Raw genomic sequence first — 15,764 nt, forward strand, 5'->3', positions numbered from 1 at the left:
GCCAGCAGGTAGTAACAGATGCCTGAGGGAGGGTGAACTCGCCTCAGGCGATAAGGTTAGTTCAGTGTCAGATTTTTACGTCGGGCGCCGGCTTGTCGCTTGGGTTGGCGATCAGCTCTTTAACCTTGTCACTCATTGGGAAGTTCAGGTTCAGGCCTTTGGGTGGGATCGGGCTTTCGAACCACTTGCTGTAGATTTTGTTGATCTCGCCGGATTTGAACAGGCCGACGATGGCGTCATCCACGGCTTTCTTGAAGTCCGGGTCGCCTTTGCGAACCATGCAGGCATAGGCCTCGAAGGACTGTGGCGTACCGGTGATGACCCAGTCATCCGGCTTCTTGGCCTTGGCTTCTTCACCGGCCAGCAGGGCGTCGTCCATCATGAACGCGACGGCGCGACCGCTTTCGAGCATCTGGAAGGATTCGCCGTGGTCCTTGGCGGAGATGACGTTCATGCCCATCTGCTTGTCGGCGTTCATCGCTTTGATGATGCGCTCGGACGTGGTGCCGGCGGTGGTCACGACGTTCTTGCCTTTGAGGTCGGCGAAATCAGCGTAGGACGGCTTGCCATCCTTGTCTTTCTTCACCAGCAGGCGAGTGCCGATTTCAAAGATGTTGGTGGTGAAGTCGACTTGCTGGGCGCGTTCGGCGTTATTGGTGGTGGAGCCGCATTCCAGGTCCGCAGTGCCGTTCTGGATCAGCGGGATACGGGTTTGCGAGGTGACCAGGTTGTACCGGGTCTTCAGGTCGGGCTTGTTCAGGTCTTTTTTCAGGGCTTCAACGATAGCCAGCTGAATGTCGTGGGAGTAGCCCACAGGTTTGCCCGAACCATCCGCGATGTAGGAAAACGGAATGGAGCTGTCGCGGTGCGCGAGAGTGATGGTGCCGGAGTCGTTGATTTTCTTCAGCGTGCCGGTGAGTTCGGCGGCGAACACTGGAGTGCTGATCAGAGCAGCAGCGATAGCTGCGCCCAGGATATGGGGAACGATGCGCATCAATACTTCCTCGACATTTGTTTTTTTTATGAAGCCGGATAGGCGGCTCTCTTGTACGGCGAATGCCCATAACGGCTGCTGGGAGGCCCTGGGCAATCGTTGGGAAGTGTAGAGCATGAGTCGTGCCAGCCCTGCAGTAAAAGATTAATGCGCTGATTTATATAGGAATTAACTTTATGTGACAGCGGATTTGCCGTGTGCGAGTACGGCAAACCGAATGGGGGAAGGGGGCGCGTTCGGAAAACCGAATGGTGCGGGAGCGAGCATGCTCGCTCCCGCACCGGTCAGGCGGCTTCGATCTTGCGGTTTTGCTCGACCTTGGACAGGTAACGCTGCAGCTTTTCCTGTTCTTCCGGGGTGGTGAACAGGCCAAGTTTGGTGCGGCGCCACAGCACGTCCTGTGGCTGGGTCGCCCATTCTTCGGCGCACAGGTAATCGACTTCGCGGGTATACAGGCCGCCACCCAGGTGTTCACCCAGGTCTGCCAGCGACTGCACGCCTTCCAGCAGACGCCAGGTGCGGCTGCCGTAGGTCACGGACCAACGGCGCGCGATTTCGCCTGGCACCCAATCGAATTTTTTACGAATGGCGTCGGCCAGCGCCTGCGGCGTGGTCATGTCCTCACCGCCCGGCAGGCTGGCGGTGGCGGTCCAGCTCGGGCGCATGTGCGCGAAGTAGGGTGCCAGTTGGGCCATGGCCGACTCGGCCAGCTTGCGGTAGGTGGTCAGCTTGCCGCCGAACACAGAGAGGATCGGCGCCTCGCCGGTAGCGCCGGACAGCGACAGCGTGTAATCACGGGTGATGGCCGATGGGTTGTCCGACTCGTCGTTGCACAGCGGGCGTACGCCGGAGTAGGTGTGGACAATGTCGTCGCGGCTCAGCTGTTTCTTGAAGTGCGCGTTGACCACTTTGAGCATGTAGTCGGTTTCGCCTTCGGTGACGGCCACCTTGGCCGGGTCGCCGGTGTATTCACGGTCGGTGGTGCCGATGATGGTCAGATCGTTCAGGTACGGAATAGTGAAGACGATGCGCTGATCTTCGTTCTGCAGGATGTGTGCGTGGGCGCCTTCGTAGAGTTTGGGCACGATCAGGTGGCTGCCCTGGATCAGGCGGATGCCATAGGGCGAATCCAGCTTGAGGTCGTCGCGAATGAACTTGGCGACCCATGGGCCAGCGGCATTCACCAGGGCCTTGGCGCGAATCGAGAAGAGGCTGCCGTCGGCGCGCTCCATGTTCATTTCCCATACACCCTGGCTGCGGTGTGCGCTGACGCAGCGGGTCTGGGTGTGGATATGCGCGCCTTTTTCGCGTGCGGCCATGGCGTTGAGCACGACCAGACGGGCATCGTCGACCCAGCAGTCGGAATATTCGAAGCCTTTGGTGATTTCGCTTTTAAGCGGGCTGTCGGCGCCAAAGGTGAGGCTTTTGGAACCCGCGAGTTTCTCGCGCTTGCCCAGGTGGTCGTACAGGAACAGGCCGGCACGAATCATCCACGCCGGGCGCAGGTGTGGGCGGTGGGGCAGCACGAAGCGCATCTGCTTGACGATGTGCGGCGCCTTGGCCAGCAGCACTTCACGTTCGGCCAGCGCTTCGCGCACCAGGCGGAACTCATAGTGTTCCAGGTAGCGCAGGCCACCGTGAATCAGCTTGCTGCTGGCTGAAGAGGTATGGCTGGCCAGGTCGTCCTTTTCGCAAAGGAATACCGACAAACCGCGCCCGGCTGCGTCTGCTGCAATCCCGACGCCATTGATTCCGCCACCAATTACGGCAACGTCATAGACTTCGGCAAGGGGTGAAGCAGGCAAGGTAGAAGGGTTCATCGGCTGGCCTCGCAATCTTTTCGTATTGGAATTCGAACATTAATGTTCATTTGCGAAAATGGTAGCTGATAAACGCGGGCACAGCCAGTCGACTTCGATTGAAAAAACTCATCGAACGGCGGGGAAGGGGAAATTTGTGAACATTAGCCTGGAGAGGGCTTAACAAAAAGGTGACTGTCGGATTGCCAGCGGGAGCCCCCTCCCACATGTTGACCACATTCCTTCTATTGGAAACGGGTCTAGTGTGGGAGGGGGCTTGCTCCCGATGGCGGCAGTCCTGGCGCTACACCACTTCCAGCCTGACCTTGTGCTCATTGAGGAGCTGCACCAGCGCCGGCACCGGTTGCTGATCGGTCACCAGGCAGTCCACCAGGCTGATCGGCCCCAGGCGAATCATGGCATTGCGCCCGAATTTGCTGGAATCCGCCGCCAGAATCACCTTGCGCGCATTGGCGATGATCGCCTGTGATACCCGCACTTCCTGGTAATCGAAGTCCAGCAGGCTGCCGTCTTCGTCGATGCCACTGATACCCACCAACGCGAAATCGACCTTGAACTGGTTGATGAAATCCACGCTGGCCTGGCCCACCACCCCGCCGTCACGGCGCACGTTGCCGCCGGTCAACAGCACGTCGAAGTCGTCCTTGGCGCTGAGCATGGTGGCGACATTAAGGTTGTTGGTGATGATTTTCAGGTGGTTGTGATTGAGCAGTGCGCGGGCAATGGATTCGGTGGTGGTGCCGATATTGATGAACAGCGAGGCGTGATCGGGAATCTGCGCGGCGATGGCTTCGCCGATGCGCTGTTTCTCGTCGCGCATCTGGTCGGCCCGCATCGCGTAGGCGGTGTTTTCGACGCTGGAATCATAGGCTGCGCCGCCGTGGTAGCGGCGCAACAGGTTGGCATCCGCCAGTTGATTGATATCGCGGCGGATGGTTTGCGGGGTGACAACGAACAACTGCGCCATTTCCTCGATACTGACATAGCCGCGTTCGCGGACCAGTTCGAGGATTTGTTGCTGGCGGGGAGGCAGATTCATGGGGCGTCCTTTGGGCTGCCATACAAAAGTGGCCCATGATGACGCAGGAATCCGCTCCCTGCCAGTTACAACCCCAAGAGGGACCGGCGCCTGGTTTATTCGGCGCCTTCGTGCGGCTCCCAATCGCGGGTGCGGCTTACCGCTTTCTGCCAGCCGGCGTAGAGTTTCTCTTTGGCGGCTTCATCCAGTTGCGGTTCGAATTCGCGCTCGATCACCGCCTTGCCGCGCAGTTCGTCCAGGCTGCTCCAGAAGCCGCAGGCCAGGCCCGCCAGGTAAGCGGCGCCCAGCGCGGTGGTTTCGCGCATTTGTGGGCGTTCCACCTGGGTGCCAAGGATATCGGCCTGGAACTGCATCAGGAAGTTGTTCGCCACTGCGCCGCCGTCCACGCGCAGGGCCTTGAGGCGTTCGCCCGAGTCCTGTTGCATGGCATCGAGCACGTCGCGGGTCTGGTAGGCAATCGACTCGAGGGCTGCCCGAATGATGTGGTCCACGCGTACGCCACGGGTCAGGCCGAACAGTGCGCCACGGGCATACGGGTCCCAGTACGGCGCGCCCAGGCCGGTGAAGGCGGGCACCAGGTACACGCCGTTGCTGTCCTTGACCTTGCCGGCAAAGTATTCGGTGTCGGTGGCGTCGGCGATGATTTTCAGTTCATCGCGCAGCCATTGCACGGTCGAGCCGCCGTTGAACACTGCGCCTTCAAGGGCGTAAGCCACTTCACCACGCGGGCCGCAGGCGATGGTGGTGAGCATGCCATGCTTGGATTTGACCGCCTTGTCGCCGGTATTCATCAGCAGGAAGCAACCGGTGCCGTAGGTGTTTTTGGCCTGGCCGGGCTCCACGCACATCTGACCGAACAGCGCCGCTTGCTGGTCACCGGCGATGCCGCCGATGGCGATACCGCTCTTGGTGCGGCCGTAGATTTCCGACGACGATTTCACTTCCGGCAGCATTTCGCGCGGTACGTCAAGAATCTCCAGCATCTTCGCATCCCACTCCAGGGTGTGGATGTTGAAGAGCATGGTGCGCGAGGCGTTGGTGTAGTCGGTGACGTGGGTTTTGCCACCGGTAAATTTCCAGATCAGCCAGCTGTCGATGGTGCCGAACAGCAGTTCGCCGTTGCGCGCACGCTCGCGGCTGCCTTCAACGTTGTCGAGGATCCACTTGAGCTTGGTGCCGGAGAAGTACGGGTCGGTGACCAGGCCAGTGGCGTCGTTGATGTATTGCTCGTGGCCATCGCGCTTGAGCTGCTGGCAGATCTCGGTGCTGCGGCGGCACTGCCAGACGATCGCGTTGTAGATCGGGCGGCCGGTGTTCTTGTCCCATACCACGGTGGTTTCACGCTGGTTGGTGATACCGATGGCGGCGACCTGGTCATGGTGCAGGCCGGCCTGTGCCAGGGCTTCGACCATCACCGCGCTCTGGGTGGCGAAGATTTCCATCGGGTCATGCTCGACCCAGCCGGCTTGCGGGTAATGCTGGGTGAACTCGCGCTGGGCGGTGCACACCACGTTGGCGTCACGATCAAAGATGATCGCTCGCGAACTGGTGGTGCCCTGGTCGAGGGCAATGATGTAGTTCTTATTCTGAATATCGGTCATGTCGATTGCCTTGTACGAAAAAGGGAAGTCGGAAGTCAGCCTGGGCCGCAAAGGGCAGGGGACCAGGCTAGCGCTTTCAGGAAATACGCGTGTTGCCGTTGACAGCCGTGTCAGGTGTTTCAGCTACAGCAGGGGCGCTGCTCGGCAGATGGCGGGCGATCAGCCCGCGGTAGGCCGCAGCACCCAGGCATGCGCCGACAATCGGCGCGAAAATCGGCACCAGGAAGTAGGGGATGTCGCGACCGCCAGTGAAGGCTATTTCACCCCAGCCGGCGAAAAACGTCATCAGCTTGGGCCCGAAATCCCGCGCCGGGTTCATCGCAAAGCCGGTCAGCGGGCCCATGGCGCTGCCGATCACCGCAATCAGCAGGCCGATCAGCAGGGGGGCGAGCGGGCCGCGTGGCAGGCCGTTGTTGTCGTCGGTGAGGGCCATGATCACGCCCATCAGGATGGCGGTGATGACCATCTCCACCAGGAATGCCTGGGCCGTGCTCAACAGTGCATGGGGATAGGTGGAGAACACCGAGGCCAATTCCAGGCTGGCCTGGGAGCCACGCACCAGATGGTGGGTTTGTTCGTAATCGAAAAAAAGATTGCTGTACAGCGTGTACACCAGTGCTGCCGAACAGAAGGCACCGGCCACCTGGGCGAGGATATAGAAAGGCAGTTTGCGCTTTTCGAAATCGGCAAACAGGCACAGGGCAATACTGACCGCCGGGTTGAGGTGAGCCCCGGAAATACCGGCGCTGAGGTAGATCGCCATGCTGACGCCGATCCCCCAGATGATACTGATTTCCCATAAACCGAAGCTGGCACCCGCGACCTTGAGCGCAGCGACGCAACCGGTACCGAAGAAGATGAGCAGCGCGGTGCCGAGGAACTCGGCCATGCATTGGCTCGAAAGTGAAGGCTGTTGAAGAGCAGTTGTCATGGAAAACCTCATTTGTTGTTCTTGTCTGGCGTACGGCCTCGTTGGGCCTTGCGCGATTTTCACCAATGACGTGGATCCCCATCCACGCTACGGCTTACTGCTGGAATACTGCGGAAACATTCCTACAGTATTCGGAAACGAAAAAATATAGACAAGAATGACGGCTGTCAAAGGTCGAAAGTGAACTGTCAGTCATTTTCAAACTATTGGTCTGATGAATGATCATGTTTGTGACAGCATTTATTAGTGCAGGCGAGGACCGCACTAGAGCGTTTTACGTGGTCTTGGCCTAAAATCGGCCATCTGTTTGCCCGACCGGAGACACCATGACCCCCGCATTGGATCTGTTGAAAAAAGTTCGCGTCGAACATCGTATCCACAGTTACGAGCACGATCCCAAGTCGGCGTCATATGGTCTGGAGGCCGCAGAGAAATTGGGCCTCGACCCAGCCAGAGTGTTCAAGACCCTGTTGGCCAGCAGTGAAAAGGGTGAGTTTCTGGTGGCGGTGGTGCCGGTCGTCGGAAGTCTGGACCTCAAAGCCCTGGCGCACGCGGCGGGAGCGAAAAAAGTCGAAATGGCCGATCCGGCTGCGGCACAGCGCTCCACCGGTTATTTGCTGGGGGGGATCAGTCCGTTGGGGCAGAAAAAGCGTTTGCGCACGTTCATCGATGTGACGGCACAGCCGTTCGAGACGATTTTTGTAAGTGCGGGAAGGCGAGGGCTGGAAGTGGAATTGACAGCTTCGGCGCTGGCTGAAAACACCCAGGCCATCTTCGCACCGATTGGCAGAATATGATGTCGCGGCACTGAACATCCGAGGTGGGGAGGGAGCAAGGTCCCTCCCATATTCAGAGTGCTGCCTGAAACAGCACCAGATGTTCCGCCGCAACCCGAATGCCTACATCCACGCCCACTTGATGGTCCGCATGGCTGGGGAAAATCGATTCCAGCTGCGCGCCTGTCGGCAATTGCAGACGGTAGAGCGTGGAGGCGCCAAGGAAGGTCTTGCCGACAATCCGCGCTTTCAGGGCGCTGTCCGGCGCGTGGACGATATCGTCCGGGCGCAGCAATACATCCACCGCTCCCCCCGCAGGCCAGGTGTAGGCACGGTTGCCGCGCAGCTCACCCAGTTCGGTACGCACGGACTCCGGCGAGCTCAATTGGCCACGAATGAAGTAGCCCTGGCCGATAAAACTGGCGACATAGGGTGTCTGCGGTTCGTGATAAAGGTTGTAGGGCGTATCCCACTGTTCCAGCCGGCCTTCCTTGAACACGCCCACCTGATCGCTCACGGCAAACGCTTCTTCCTGATCATGGGTGACCAGAATCGCACTGGTGCCGCGTGCCTTGAGAATCTCGCGCACTTCATGGCTGAGCTTGCGCCGCAGTTCGCCATCGAGGTTGGAGAAGGGCTCATCGAGCAACAGCAGTTGCGGCTCCGGCGCCAGGGCGCGGGCGAGGGCGACGCGCTGTTGCTGGCCGCCGGACAATTCATGGGGGAAGCGCTTGCCCAGGTTCTTCAGGTTGACCAGTTCCAGCAGTTCGGCGACCACGCGGTCCTTGTGTGCGTGCTTGCGAATGCCGAATGCAATGTTGTCGGCCACGCTGAGGTGGGGAAACAGGGCGTAGTCCTGAAACACCATGCCGATACGACGTTTCTCCGGTGCCAAGGTGAAACCGGCGCTGGAGATGACTTCACCGGCCAGGCTGATCTCACCTTCGTGCACTGGTTCGAACCCGGCAATCGCCCGCAGCGTGGTGGTCTTGCCGCAACCCGAGGACCCGAGCAGGCAACCGATATCGCCGGCATTGAGGTGCAGATTGAGGTGCTGCACCACCCGTTGATCGTGATAACCGCATGCCAGATTGCGCAGGTTCAGCAGCAGGGGCTGGCTCATGCGTGGTGGTACGACGGCGGCACAAGAAATTCGAGCAGCGCCTTTTGCGCGTGCAGGCGGTTTTCGGCCTGGTCCCACGCCACCGAGCGCTGATCGTCGAGCAGGTCGAGGCTGATTTCCTCGCCACGGTGCGCCGGCAGGCAATGCATGAACAGCACATCGGGCGCGGCCAGGTCGAGCAGGGCGCGGGTGACCTGGTACGGCGCGAACCGGGCCAGGCGCTTGGCGGTTTCTTCTTCCTGACCCATGGAGGTCCACACGTCGGTGCTCACCAGATGCGCGCCGGCCACGGCTTCACGTGGGTCGCGCACGAGGGTGACGCGGCTGCCGGCTTGTTCGAGGAAGCGCGCGTCGGGCTCGTAGCCTTCAGGGCAGGCGACACGCAGTTGGAAGTCGAACTGGATCGCCGCTTCTATATAGCTGTTGCACATGTTGTTGCCATCGCCGATCCAGGCCACGGTCTTGCCCTGGATGGAGCCACGATGCTCAAGAAAGGTCTGCATGTCGGCCAGCAACTGGCAGGGGTGCAGGTCGTCGGACAGGCCGTTGATCACCGGCACCCGCGAGTTGGCGGAAAATTCGGTCACGGTGCTGTGGGCAAAGGTACGGATCATCACGGCGTCGAGCATGCTCGACATGACGATGGCGCTGTCGGCGACGGTCTCGCCCCGGCCCAGTTGCGTATCGCGCGAAGACAGAAAGATGGCCTGGCCACCCAGTTGAATCATGCCGGCTTCGAACGACACGCGGGTGCGAGTCGATGACTTCTCGAAAATCATGCCGAGCACGCGGTTTTTCAAAGGCTCGAACAGTACGCCGCGGTTACGCAGGTCTTTAAGCTCAATGCCTCGACGGATCACGCCGACCAGCTCTTCGGGCGTGCAATCCATCAGGGAGAGAAAGTGCCTAGCGCTCATCATTAACTACCTTTTGCAACAGACCGCAGATACTCAAAGCCTTGTTTATTGTGACAACGGGCGAGACCTGCGGCGAAAGCCGCACGGGGCGACGAAATAGGGGAAGGCGCGATATTGACATTAAATGTCGCGTCTTACCAATAGGGCTACGGTTTTTAAGGGTGTTCAGCGGGGCGTCAAAGCGCGTTTGAAGACAACTTCCTGACAGCAGCGGGCCATTTGTACACTGGCGTCGTAACCTTTTGCAATGCGCGGCGGCGGGGCCAGGCCGGGCTGCGTCGGTTTTCTGCGATGATGCGTGCACTGTTGAAACATTTGCTCACGCTCTCGGCCATGGCCTGGCCTGATGCCAGTCGATTCATGCCGCGAAGGTTACTGGTGCCAAGGTTCCCGGCGGCCCATAGTTGCCCCAAAGCCCCTATAAAGAGACTGGCCATGACCAAGACTCTCCACCACCGTGCCTGCCATCTGTGTGAAGCCATTTGCGGTCTGACCCTGGAAACCACCCAGGCCGACGACGGCAGCCTGGCGATCACGTCCATCAAGGGCGACGCCCAGGACAGCTTCAGCCGTGGGCATATCTGCCCCAAGGCCGTGGCGTTGCAGGATATCCAGAATGACCCGGACCGCCTGCATCAGCCCATGCTGCGCGTCGGCAGCCAATGGCAACCGATCCCGTGGGCAGACGCCTTCGCGCTGGTGGCTGAACGTCTGTCAGGCATTCAGGCGCGTCATGGACAGAACGCGGTGGCGGTCTACCAGGGCAACCCGAGCGTGCACAATTATGGGCTGATGACCCACAGTAACTATTTTCTGGGGCTGTTGAAGACGCGCAATCGGTTTTCCGCGACCTCAGTGGATCAACTGCCCCATCACCTCACCAGCCACCTGATGTACGGCCACGGCCTGTTGCTGCCGATCCCGGACATCGACCACACCGATTTCATGCTGATCCTCGGTGGCAATCCGTTGGCCTCCAACGGCAGCATCATGACCGTGCCGGATGTGGAAAAACGCCTCAAGGCCATCCAGGCCCGGGGCGGCAAAGTGGTGGTGGTCGACCCTCGGCGCAGCGAGACGGCGGCCATAGCCGACCAGCATCTGTTCGTGCGGCCTGGCGGTGACGCGGCGCTGTTGTTCGGCCTGCTCAACACCCTGTTTACCGAGAACCTGACCCGTACCAGCCACTTGCCGGTGGAAGGCCTTGAAGGGGTGCGCCGTGCCATTGCCGGGTTTACCGCCGAGGCTATGAGCAGCCAGTGTGCCGTGCCTGCTGAACAGATCCGCCAGTTGGCGCGTGACTTTGCCGCTGCGGACAAGGCGGTGTGCTACGGGCGCATGGGGGTGTCGACCCAGGCGTTCGGCACGCTGTGTCATTGGCTGGTGCAATTGATCAACCTGGTGACCGGCAATCTCGACCGGGTGGGTGGCGCGCTGTGCACCACGCCGGCCGTGGACCTGGTGGCGTCCACCGGTGGCGGGCATTTCAATCGCTGGCAGAGCCGCGTCTCCGGGCGTCCGGAATACGGCGGCGAATTACCCGTGTCGGCCCTGGCTGAAGAAATGCTCACCGCAGGCCAAGGGCAAATCCGCGCGCTGGTGACGGTGGCGGGCAACCCGGTGCTGTCCACGCCCAATGGCCGCCAGTTGGAGCAGGCGCTGGAGGGGCTGGAATTCATGGTCAGTGTCGACCTGTATATCAACGAGACCACGCGGTATGCCGACCTGATCCTGCCGTCCACCTCGGCGCTGGAGAATGATCACTATGACACCACGTTCAATATGTTCGCGGTGCGCAACGTCACCCGGTTCAATCGCGCGATCCTGCCCAAGCCGGCGGGCGCTCTGCATGATTGGGAGATTTTTGTCGGTTTGGCCAAGGCCTTTGCCGTGCAGACCGGCGTGGCGCTCAAGCCGACGGTGGCGCCGGCGCAGATGATCGATGCCGGCCTGCGCGCCGGGACTTATGGTGATGCATCCGCTCACAAGCTGTCGGTGGCGATGCTGGCGGACCATCCCCATGGACTGGACCTGGGGCCGCTGTCGGCTAACCTTGCAGCGCGCTTGAAAACCGCGGATGGCAAGGTGCAGGCAGCGCCGGCGGTGATCCTTGCCGATCTGGTGCGTTTTGCGGCACAACCGGCGCCTGTGGCTGACGAGCTGCTGCTGATCGGCCGTCGCCATGTGCGCAGCAACAATTCGTGGATGCATAACTATCACCGGCTGGTGAAGGGCAAGCCACGGCACCAGTTGCACATGCACCCCGAGGACCTGGCGAGCCGGCAGTTGGCTGATGGTCAGCGCGTGCGCGTCAGTTCGCGCATCGGCATGATCGAAGTTGAAGTGCTCGCCAGTCTGGAGATGATGCCTGGGGTGGTCAGTCTGCCCCACGGTTGGGGGCATGGCCGCCCGGGCGTGCGGATGACAATCGCCAGCAGCCAGCCGGGAGCGAGTGCCAATGACTTGACTGACGAGCGGCAGTTGGATGAATTGTCCGGCAACGCCGCCTTGAACGGGGTGCCGGTGCAGGTTTCGGCCGCATAAGGAGCCTGAGCATTGTGCCGGGATTTTGCGTTACAATGCGCCACCGTGCCGACCTGTGAGTCGCAAAGTTCCAGCCGAGGTGTTCCATGGATATCATCGAAACGATCAAAGAGCAGATTGCCAACAACACCATCCTGCTTTACATGAAGGGCGCGCCGAACGCGCCTCAGTGCGGTTTTTCCGCGAAGGCATCCCAGGCCATCATGGCGTGCGGCGAGAAATTCGCCTACGTGGATATCCTGCAGAATCCTGAAATCCGCGCCAACCTGCCCAAGTACGCCAACTGGCCGACCTTCCCGCAACTGTGGGTAGCCGGCGAGCTGGTCGGCGGCAGTGACATCATCACTGAAATGGCAGCGGACGGTTCGTTGCAGGCGCTGGTCAAAGATGCAGCAGCCAATGCGGCGGCCAAGACCGACGCTTGATTGGCCCGCAATAAAAAGCCCCGCTTCTCGAAAGAGAGCGGGGCTTTTTTGTACCTGCGTGGTGTGGGTTATTCGCCCATTTGCGACTGCAGGTAATTCTCCAGGCTGACTTTGACGATCAGACCCAGTTGGGTTTCCAGCCAGTCGATGTGTTCTTCCTGATCTTCCAGAATGTCTTCCAGCAGCTCGCGGCTGCCGAAGTCGCCGTGGGTTTCGCAGTGGGCAATGGCGGCCTTGAGGTCGCTGTGGCTCTTGCGCTCAAAGCCCAGGTCGCTGTTGAGCATCTCCTGGGTGTGTTCGCCGATATTCAGTTTGCCCAGGTCCTGCACGTTCGGCAGGCCTTCCAGGAACAGGATGCGCTTGATCAGCGCATCGGCGTCTTTCATGGCCTTGATCGATTCTTTGTATTCGCGCTTGCCGAGCTTTTCCAGGCCCCAATCGTCGTACATGCGGGCATGCAGAAAGTACTGATTGATCGCGACCAGTTCATTGGCAAGGATTTTGTTGAGTTGCTGGATGACTGAGATGTCGCCTTTCATGACTGGGGTCCTGCCCTGTAATAGCTGTGTATAAGGCGGAGTTTGAGCGGCGAAAACCTTAGTGTCAAACCTAAGTTATTGAATAATAAATGAAAATTAATCGGAATAAGAATGTTTGTGTTCCGCGTCTTGGCGCTAACTAATTGAATTACAGGCATAAAAAAACCGGACTCCAGGTCCGGTTCTTTAAAACACGCCTATTTAAGCGTGTGTAAATTCTGCTGAGTAGGGGAGCGCGCTCTGCGCCGTTTGCAGTTGCGTCAGCGTTTCCCGTACCACTTGCTTGGCGAGGCAGGCACATTTACCACACTGGCTGGCAACGCCGGTGGTTTCGCGCACTTCCTTGTAGCTGCAGCAACCTTCATAGATTGCTTCGCGGATTTGTCCGTCGGTGACGCCAGTACAAAGGCACACATACATAGGGAGAACCATCGCGGTGTGAGGCTTGAATGCGTTGGATCTTAATGTTAACGAGAATGATTGTCAAAGTACATTCACAGGGTATTTCCCGGCGTGGCGCCCGCACTGACGAACGGTTTTTTCAGTGTATGATGCTCGGTCTTCACGAAGCGTGACTGCGTCACAGGTCTGTCGCTTAAACGCGGCAGACTCAAGGCCGGTCCTGTTACTTCAATCTTCACCCTTAACATCAGGAGATACCCAATGAGTGTACTCGTCGGCAAACAAGCCCCGGATTTCGACGTACCTGCCGTGCTCGGCAATGGCGAAATCGTAGACAGCTTCAAGCTGTCTGAAGCCATCAAAGGCAAATACGGCCTGGTGTTTTTCTACCCGTTGGACTTCACCTTCGTCTGCCCGTCCGAGCTGATCGCGCTGGACCACCGCATGGACGATTTCAAGGCACGCAACGTTGAAGTGGTTGCCGTGTCCATCGACTCCCATTTCACCCACAACGCGTGGCGCAACACGGCCATCAACGATGGCGGCATCGGCAAAGTCAAATACACCATGGCTGCCGACATGAAGCACGAGATTGCCAAGGCCTACGACGTTGAATCCGAAGGCGGCGTGGCGTTCCGTGGCGCGTTCCTGATCGACGACAAGGGCGTTGTGCGCTCGCAGATCATCAACGACCTGCCGCTGGGTCGTAATATGGAAGAGCTGATCCGTCTGGTCGACGCGCTGCAGTTCCACGAAGAGCACGGTGAAGTCTGCCCTGCCAACTGGAAAAAAGGCGACAAGGGCATGACCGCTTCCACCGAAGGCGTTGCGGCTTACCTGACCGAGAACGCCGGCAAGCTGTAAGCCGAATTCGAGGTACAAAAAAACCGGCCTGTGAGGGCCGGTTTTTTTATGGGGGCGTTCGGAGAGAGTCTCAGTCGCCGAAATCTTCCCAGCCGCCCATCTGCTTCCACCGGTTGACAATGCCGCAGAACAGCTCGGCGGTCTTCTCGGTGTCGTAGCGCGCCGAGTGGGCCTCGCGGCCGTCAAAGTCGATACCAGCGGCCTGGCAGGCCTTGGCCAACACCGTTTGACCATAGGCCAGGCCGGCGAGGGTGGCGGTGTCGAAGCTGGAGAAGGGGTGGAACGGGTTACGCTTCATGTCCAGGCGCGCCACGGCGGCGTTCAGGAAGCCCAGGTCGAAGCTGCTGTTGTGACCCACCAGGATTGCGCGTTTGCAGCCATTGGCTTTCAACGCCTTGCGTACGCCACGGAAGATATCGGTCAGCGCCGCTTCTTCGCTGACCGCCATGCGCAGCGGATGATCGAGCTTGATGCCGGTGAACTCCAGGGCGGCCGCTTCGATGTTCGCGCCTTCGAACGGCTCGACGCGGAAGAAATGCGTGTGTTCCGCAAACACGAAACCCTGCTCATCCATGCCGATGGTGGTGGCGGCAATTTCCAGCAAGGCGTCGGTGGCGCAGTTGAAGCCTCCGGTTTCTACGTCGATGACAACCGGCAGATAGCCGCGAAACCGCTCGGCCATCGGATGACGGGAACCGCCACCGCTGTGCTCGTGTTCGTCGTCGTAATGGTCTTCACTCACTTGCTTTCCTCCAGCAGGCGCCAGCGCAGTGTTTCACCGGCGCGCAGCGGGATTACGGTCAGCTCGCCAAACGGCAGGCTGGCGGGGGCGGTCCAGTCTTCGCGGACCAGGGTGATGCGGTCGGTATTGGCCGGCAGGCCGTAGAAGCGCGGGCCGTTGAGGCTGGCAAACGCTTCGAGCTTGTCGAGCGAATTGCGCGATTCAAATGCTTCGGCGTACAGCTCGATGGCAGCATAGGCGGTGTAGCACCCAGCACAACCACACGCGGCTTCCTTGGCGTGCTGGGCATGGGGCGCCGAATCGGTGCCAAGGAAGAACTTCGGGTTGCCGCTGGTGGCGGCGTCCAGCAAGGCCACCTGGTGGGTGTTGCGCTTGAGGATCGGCAGGCAATAGAAGTGCGGCCGAATCCCGCCCACCAGCATGTGGTTGCGGTTGTACAGCAGGTGATGGGCAGTGATGGTCGCGCCGACGTTTTCCGAGGCTTCGGTGACGAACTGCACGGCGTCAGCGGTGGTGATGTGCTCGAACACCACCTTGAGGGTCGGGAACAGCTCGACCACGCGACGCATGTGCTCGTCGATGAAGATCTTCTCGCGGTCGAACACATCCACGTCGCCACGGGTGACCTCACCGTGGATCAACAATGGCATGCCGACCTCTGCCATGGCTTCGATGGCCGGCAGAATCTTGTCGATGCTGGTCACGCCGGAGTCGGAGTTGGTGGTGGCGCCCGCCGGATACAGCTTGGCGGCGTACACAAAACCGCTGGCACGGGCTTCGCGAATTTCTTCAGGCTGGGTGCGGTCGGTGAGGTAGAGCACCATCAACGGTTCGAAGTGGCTGCCGGCCGGTCGTGCAGCGAGGATGCGCTGGCGATAGGCATCGGCTTGCGCGGCATTGCGCACCGGAGGTACCAGGTTGGGCATGATGATGGCGCGGCCAAACGTGCGCGCTACATCGGCCACGGTGTGGGGTAACGCAGCACCATCGCGAAGATGAATATGCCAGTCGTCGGGACGCAGCAGGGTCAGGCGGTCGGACATTGGG

Annotated in this window: 15 protein-coding genes; 4 read left to right on the plus strand and 11 right to left on the minus strand. The window is 59.9% G+C overall.

All coding sequences use genetic code 11. From position 1 onward, the window contains the following. Window positions 1-67: 67 nt before the first annotated feature. The 5 genes from TU79_RS09080 to TU79_RS09100 form a co-directional block, all read right to left on the minus strand. Window positions 68-994 (minus strand): glutamate/aspartate ABC transporter substrate-binding protein, encoded by a 927-nt coding sequence (locus TU79_RS09080; RefSeq protein ID WP_057007682.1) that lies wholly within the window; start codon window positions 992-994, stop codon window positions 68-70. 284 nt (window positions 995-1,278) lie between these two features. Next, a complete protein-coding gene (gene glpD, locus TU79_RS09085; protein ID WP_057007683.1) occupies window positions 1,279-2,814 on the minus strand; it encodes a glycerol-3-phosphate dehydrogenase in 1,536 nt (511 codons plus the stop codon). 283 nt (window positions 2,815-3,097) lie between these two features. Next, window positions 3,098-3,853: a DeoR/GlpR family transcriptional regulator gene (locus TU79_RS09090; protein ID WP_049709759.1), complete on the minus strand. Its 756-nt coding sequence runs from the start codon at window positions 3,851-3,853 to the stop codon at window positions 3,098-3,100. A 95-nt stretch (window positions 3,854-3,948) separates the two neighbouring features. After that, entirely contained in the window at window positions 3,949-5,454 is a 1,506-nt protein-coding gene (gene glpK / locus TU79_RS09095; protein WP_003231438.1) for a glycerol kinase GlpK, read from the minus strand. A gap of 76 nt (window positions 5,455-5,530) precedes the next feature. Beyond that, a complete protein-coding gene (locus TU79_RS09100) occupies window positions 5,531-6,385 on the minus strand; it encodes an MIP/aquaporin family protein (RefSeq protein WP_057007684.1) in 855 nt (284 codons plus the stop codon). Between the two features lie 326 nt (window positions 6,386-6,711). Here TU79_RS09100 and ybaK point away from each other — a divergent pair, with 326 nt between their 5' ends. Then, window positions 6,712-7,182, plus strand: coding sequence for a Cys-tRNA(Pro) deacylase (gene ybaK, locus TU79_RS09105; protein ID WP_057007685.1), 471 nt, complete (start codon window positions 6,712-6,714; stop codon window positions 7,180-7,182). Window positions 7,183-7,234: 52 nt separating this feature from the next. Here ybaK and TU79_RS09110 read toward each other — a convergent pair whose 3' ends face one another. Then, complete coding sequence (locus TU79_RS09110) at window positions 7,235-8,284, minus strand: ABC transporter ATP-binding protein (RefSeq protein ID WP_057007686.1); 1,050 nt, start codon at window positions 8,282-8,284, stop codon at window positions 7,235-7,237. Continuing rightward, complete coding sequence (gene argF / locus TU79_RS09115; RefSeq protein WP_003231428.1) at window positions 8,281-9,201, minus strand: ornithine carbamoyltransferase; 921 nt, start codon at window positions 9,199-9,201, stop codon at window positions 8,281-8,283. The genes TU79_RS09110 and argF overlap by 4 nt, the downstream gene beginning before the upstream one ends. A 435-nt stretch (window positions 9,202-9,636) precedes the next feature. Here argF and TU79_RS09120 point away from each other — a divergent pair, with 435 nt between their 5' ends. Together TU79_RS09120 and grxD are read left to right on the plus strand one after the other, a co-directional pair. Next, complete coding sequence (locus TU79_RS09120; protein WP_057007687.1) at window positions 9,637-11,745, plus strand: molybdopterin oxidoreductase family protein; 2,109 nt, start codon at window positions 9,637-9,639, stop codon at window positions 11,743-11,745. Window positions 11,746-11,831: 86 nt separating this feature from the next. Continuing rightward, window positions 11,832-12,170 (plus strand): Grx4 family monothiol glutaredoxin, encoded by a 339-nt coding sequence (gene grxD / locus TU79_RS09125; protein ID WP_057007688.1) that lies wholly within the window; start codon window positions 11,832-11,834, stop codon window positions 12,168-12,170. Between the two features lie 68 nt (window positions 12,171-12,238). Here grxD and bfr read toward each other — a convergent pair whose 3' ends face one another. Both bfr and TU79_RS25160 read right to left on the minus strand, forming a co-directional pair. Further along, window positions 12,239-12,709 (minus strand): bacterioferritin, encoded by a 471-nt coding sequence (bfr, locus tag TU79_RS09130; RefSeq protein ID WP_003231421.1) that lies wholly within the window; start codon window positions 12,707-12,709, stop codon window positions 12,239-12,241. A gap of 201 nt (window positions 12,710-12,910) precedes the next feature. Next, window positions 12,911-13,129, minus strand: a complete 219-nt coding sequence (locus TU79_RS25160; RefSeq protein ID WP_078047118.1) for a bacterioferritin-associated ferredoxin — start codon at window positions 13,127-13,129, stop codon at window positions 12,911-12,913. 243 nt (window positions 13,130-13,372) lie between these two features. On the opposite strand from TU79_RS25160, the gene TU79_RS09135 reads away from it, so the two are divergent. After that, window positions 13,373-13,975: a peroxiredoxin gene (locus tag TU79_RS09135; RefSeq protein WP_003231418.1), complete on the plus strand. Its 603-nt coding sequence runs from the start codon at window positions 13,373-13,375 to the stop codon at window positions 13,973-13,975. A gap of 70 nt (window positions 13,976-14,045) precedes the next feature. Here the strand turns inward: TU79_RS09135 and rnt are convergent, their stop codons facing one another. Together rnt and pyrC are read right to left on the minus strand one after the other, a co-directional pair. Then, on the minus strand, window positions 14,046-14,717 hold the full coding sequence (gene rnt / locus TU79_RS09140; protein ID WP_003231417.1) for a ribonuclease T: 672 nt from the start codon (window positions 14,715-14,717) through the stop codon (window positions 14,046-14,048). Then, entirely contained in the window at window positions 14,714-15,760 is a 1,047-nt protein-coding gene (gene pyrC, locus TU79_RS09145) for a dihydroorotase (RefSeq protein WP_057007689.1), read from the minus strand. The genes rnt and pyrC overlap by 4 nt, the downstream gene beginning before the upstream one ends. Window positions 15,761-15,764 lie beyond the last annotated feature (4 nt).

The organism is Pseudomonas trivialis, assembly GCF_001439805.1.
Lineage (GTDB): Bacteria > Pseudomonadota > Gammaproteobacteria > Pseudomonadales > Pseudomonadaceae > Aquipseudomonas > Aquipseudomonas trivialis.

What these genes read in the sequence shown, in the direction of transcription:
- TU79_RS09080 (WP_057007682.1), bottom strand. Translation starts at nt 994, where the DNA reads ATGCGCATCGTTCCCCATATCCTGGGCGCAGCTATCGCTGCTGCTCTG.
- glpD (WP_057007683.1), bottom strand. Translation starts at nt 2,814, where the DNA reads ATGAACCCTTCTACCTTGCCTGCTTCACCCCTTGCCGAAGTCTATGAC.
- TU79_RS09090 (WP_049709759.1), bottom strand. Translation starts at nt 3,853, where the DNA reads ATGAATCTGCCTCCCCGCCAGCAACAAATCCTCGAACTGGTCCGCGAA.
- glpK (WP_003231438.1), bottom strand. Translation starts at nt 5,454, where the DNA reads ATGACCGATATTCAGAATAAGAACTACATCATTGCCCTCGACCAGGGC.
- TU79_RS09100 (WP_057007684.1), bottom strand. Translation starts at nt 6,385, where the DNA reads ATGACAACTGCTCTTCAACAGCCTTCACTTTCGAGCCAATGCATGGCC.
- ybaK (WP_057007685.1), top strand. Translation starts at nt 6,712, where the DNA reads ATGACCCCCGCATTGGATCTGTTGAAAAAAGTTCGCGTCGAACATCGT.
- TU79_RS09110 (WP_057007686.1), bottom strand. Translation starts at nt 8,284, where the DNA reads ATGAGCCAGCCCCTGCTGCTGAACCTGCGCAATCTGGCATGCGGTTAT.
- argF (WP_003231428.1), bottom strand. Translation starts at nt 9,201, where the DNA reads ATGAGCGCTAGGCACTTTCTCTCCCTGATGGATTGCACGCCCGAAGAG.
- TU79_RS09120 (WP_057007687.1), top strand. Translation starts at nt 9,637, where the DNA reads ATGACCAAGACTCTCCACCACCGTGCCTGCCATCTGTGTGAAGCCATT.
- grxD (WP_057007688.1), top strand. Translation starts at nt 11,832, where the DNA reads ATGGATATCATCGAAACGATCAAAGAGCAGATTGCCAACAACACCATC.
- bfr (WP_003231421.1), bottom strand. Translation starts at nt 12,709, where the DNA reads ATGAAAGGCGACATCTCAGTCATCCAGCAACTCAACAAAATCCTTGCC.
- TU79_RS25160 (WP_078047118.1), bottom strand. Translation starts at nt 13,129, where the DNA reads ATGTATGTGTGCCTTTGTACTGGCGTCACCGACGGACAAATCCGCGAA.
- TU79_RS09135 (WP_003231418.1), top strand. Translation starts at nt 13,373, where the DNA reads ATGAGTGTACTCGTCGGCAAACAAGCCCCGGATTTCGACGTACCTGCC.
- pyrC (WP_057007689.1), bottom strand. Translation starts at nt 15,760, where the DNA reads ATGTCCGACCGCCTGACCCTGCTGCGTCCCGACGACTGGCATATTCAT.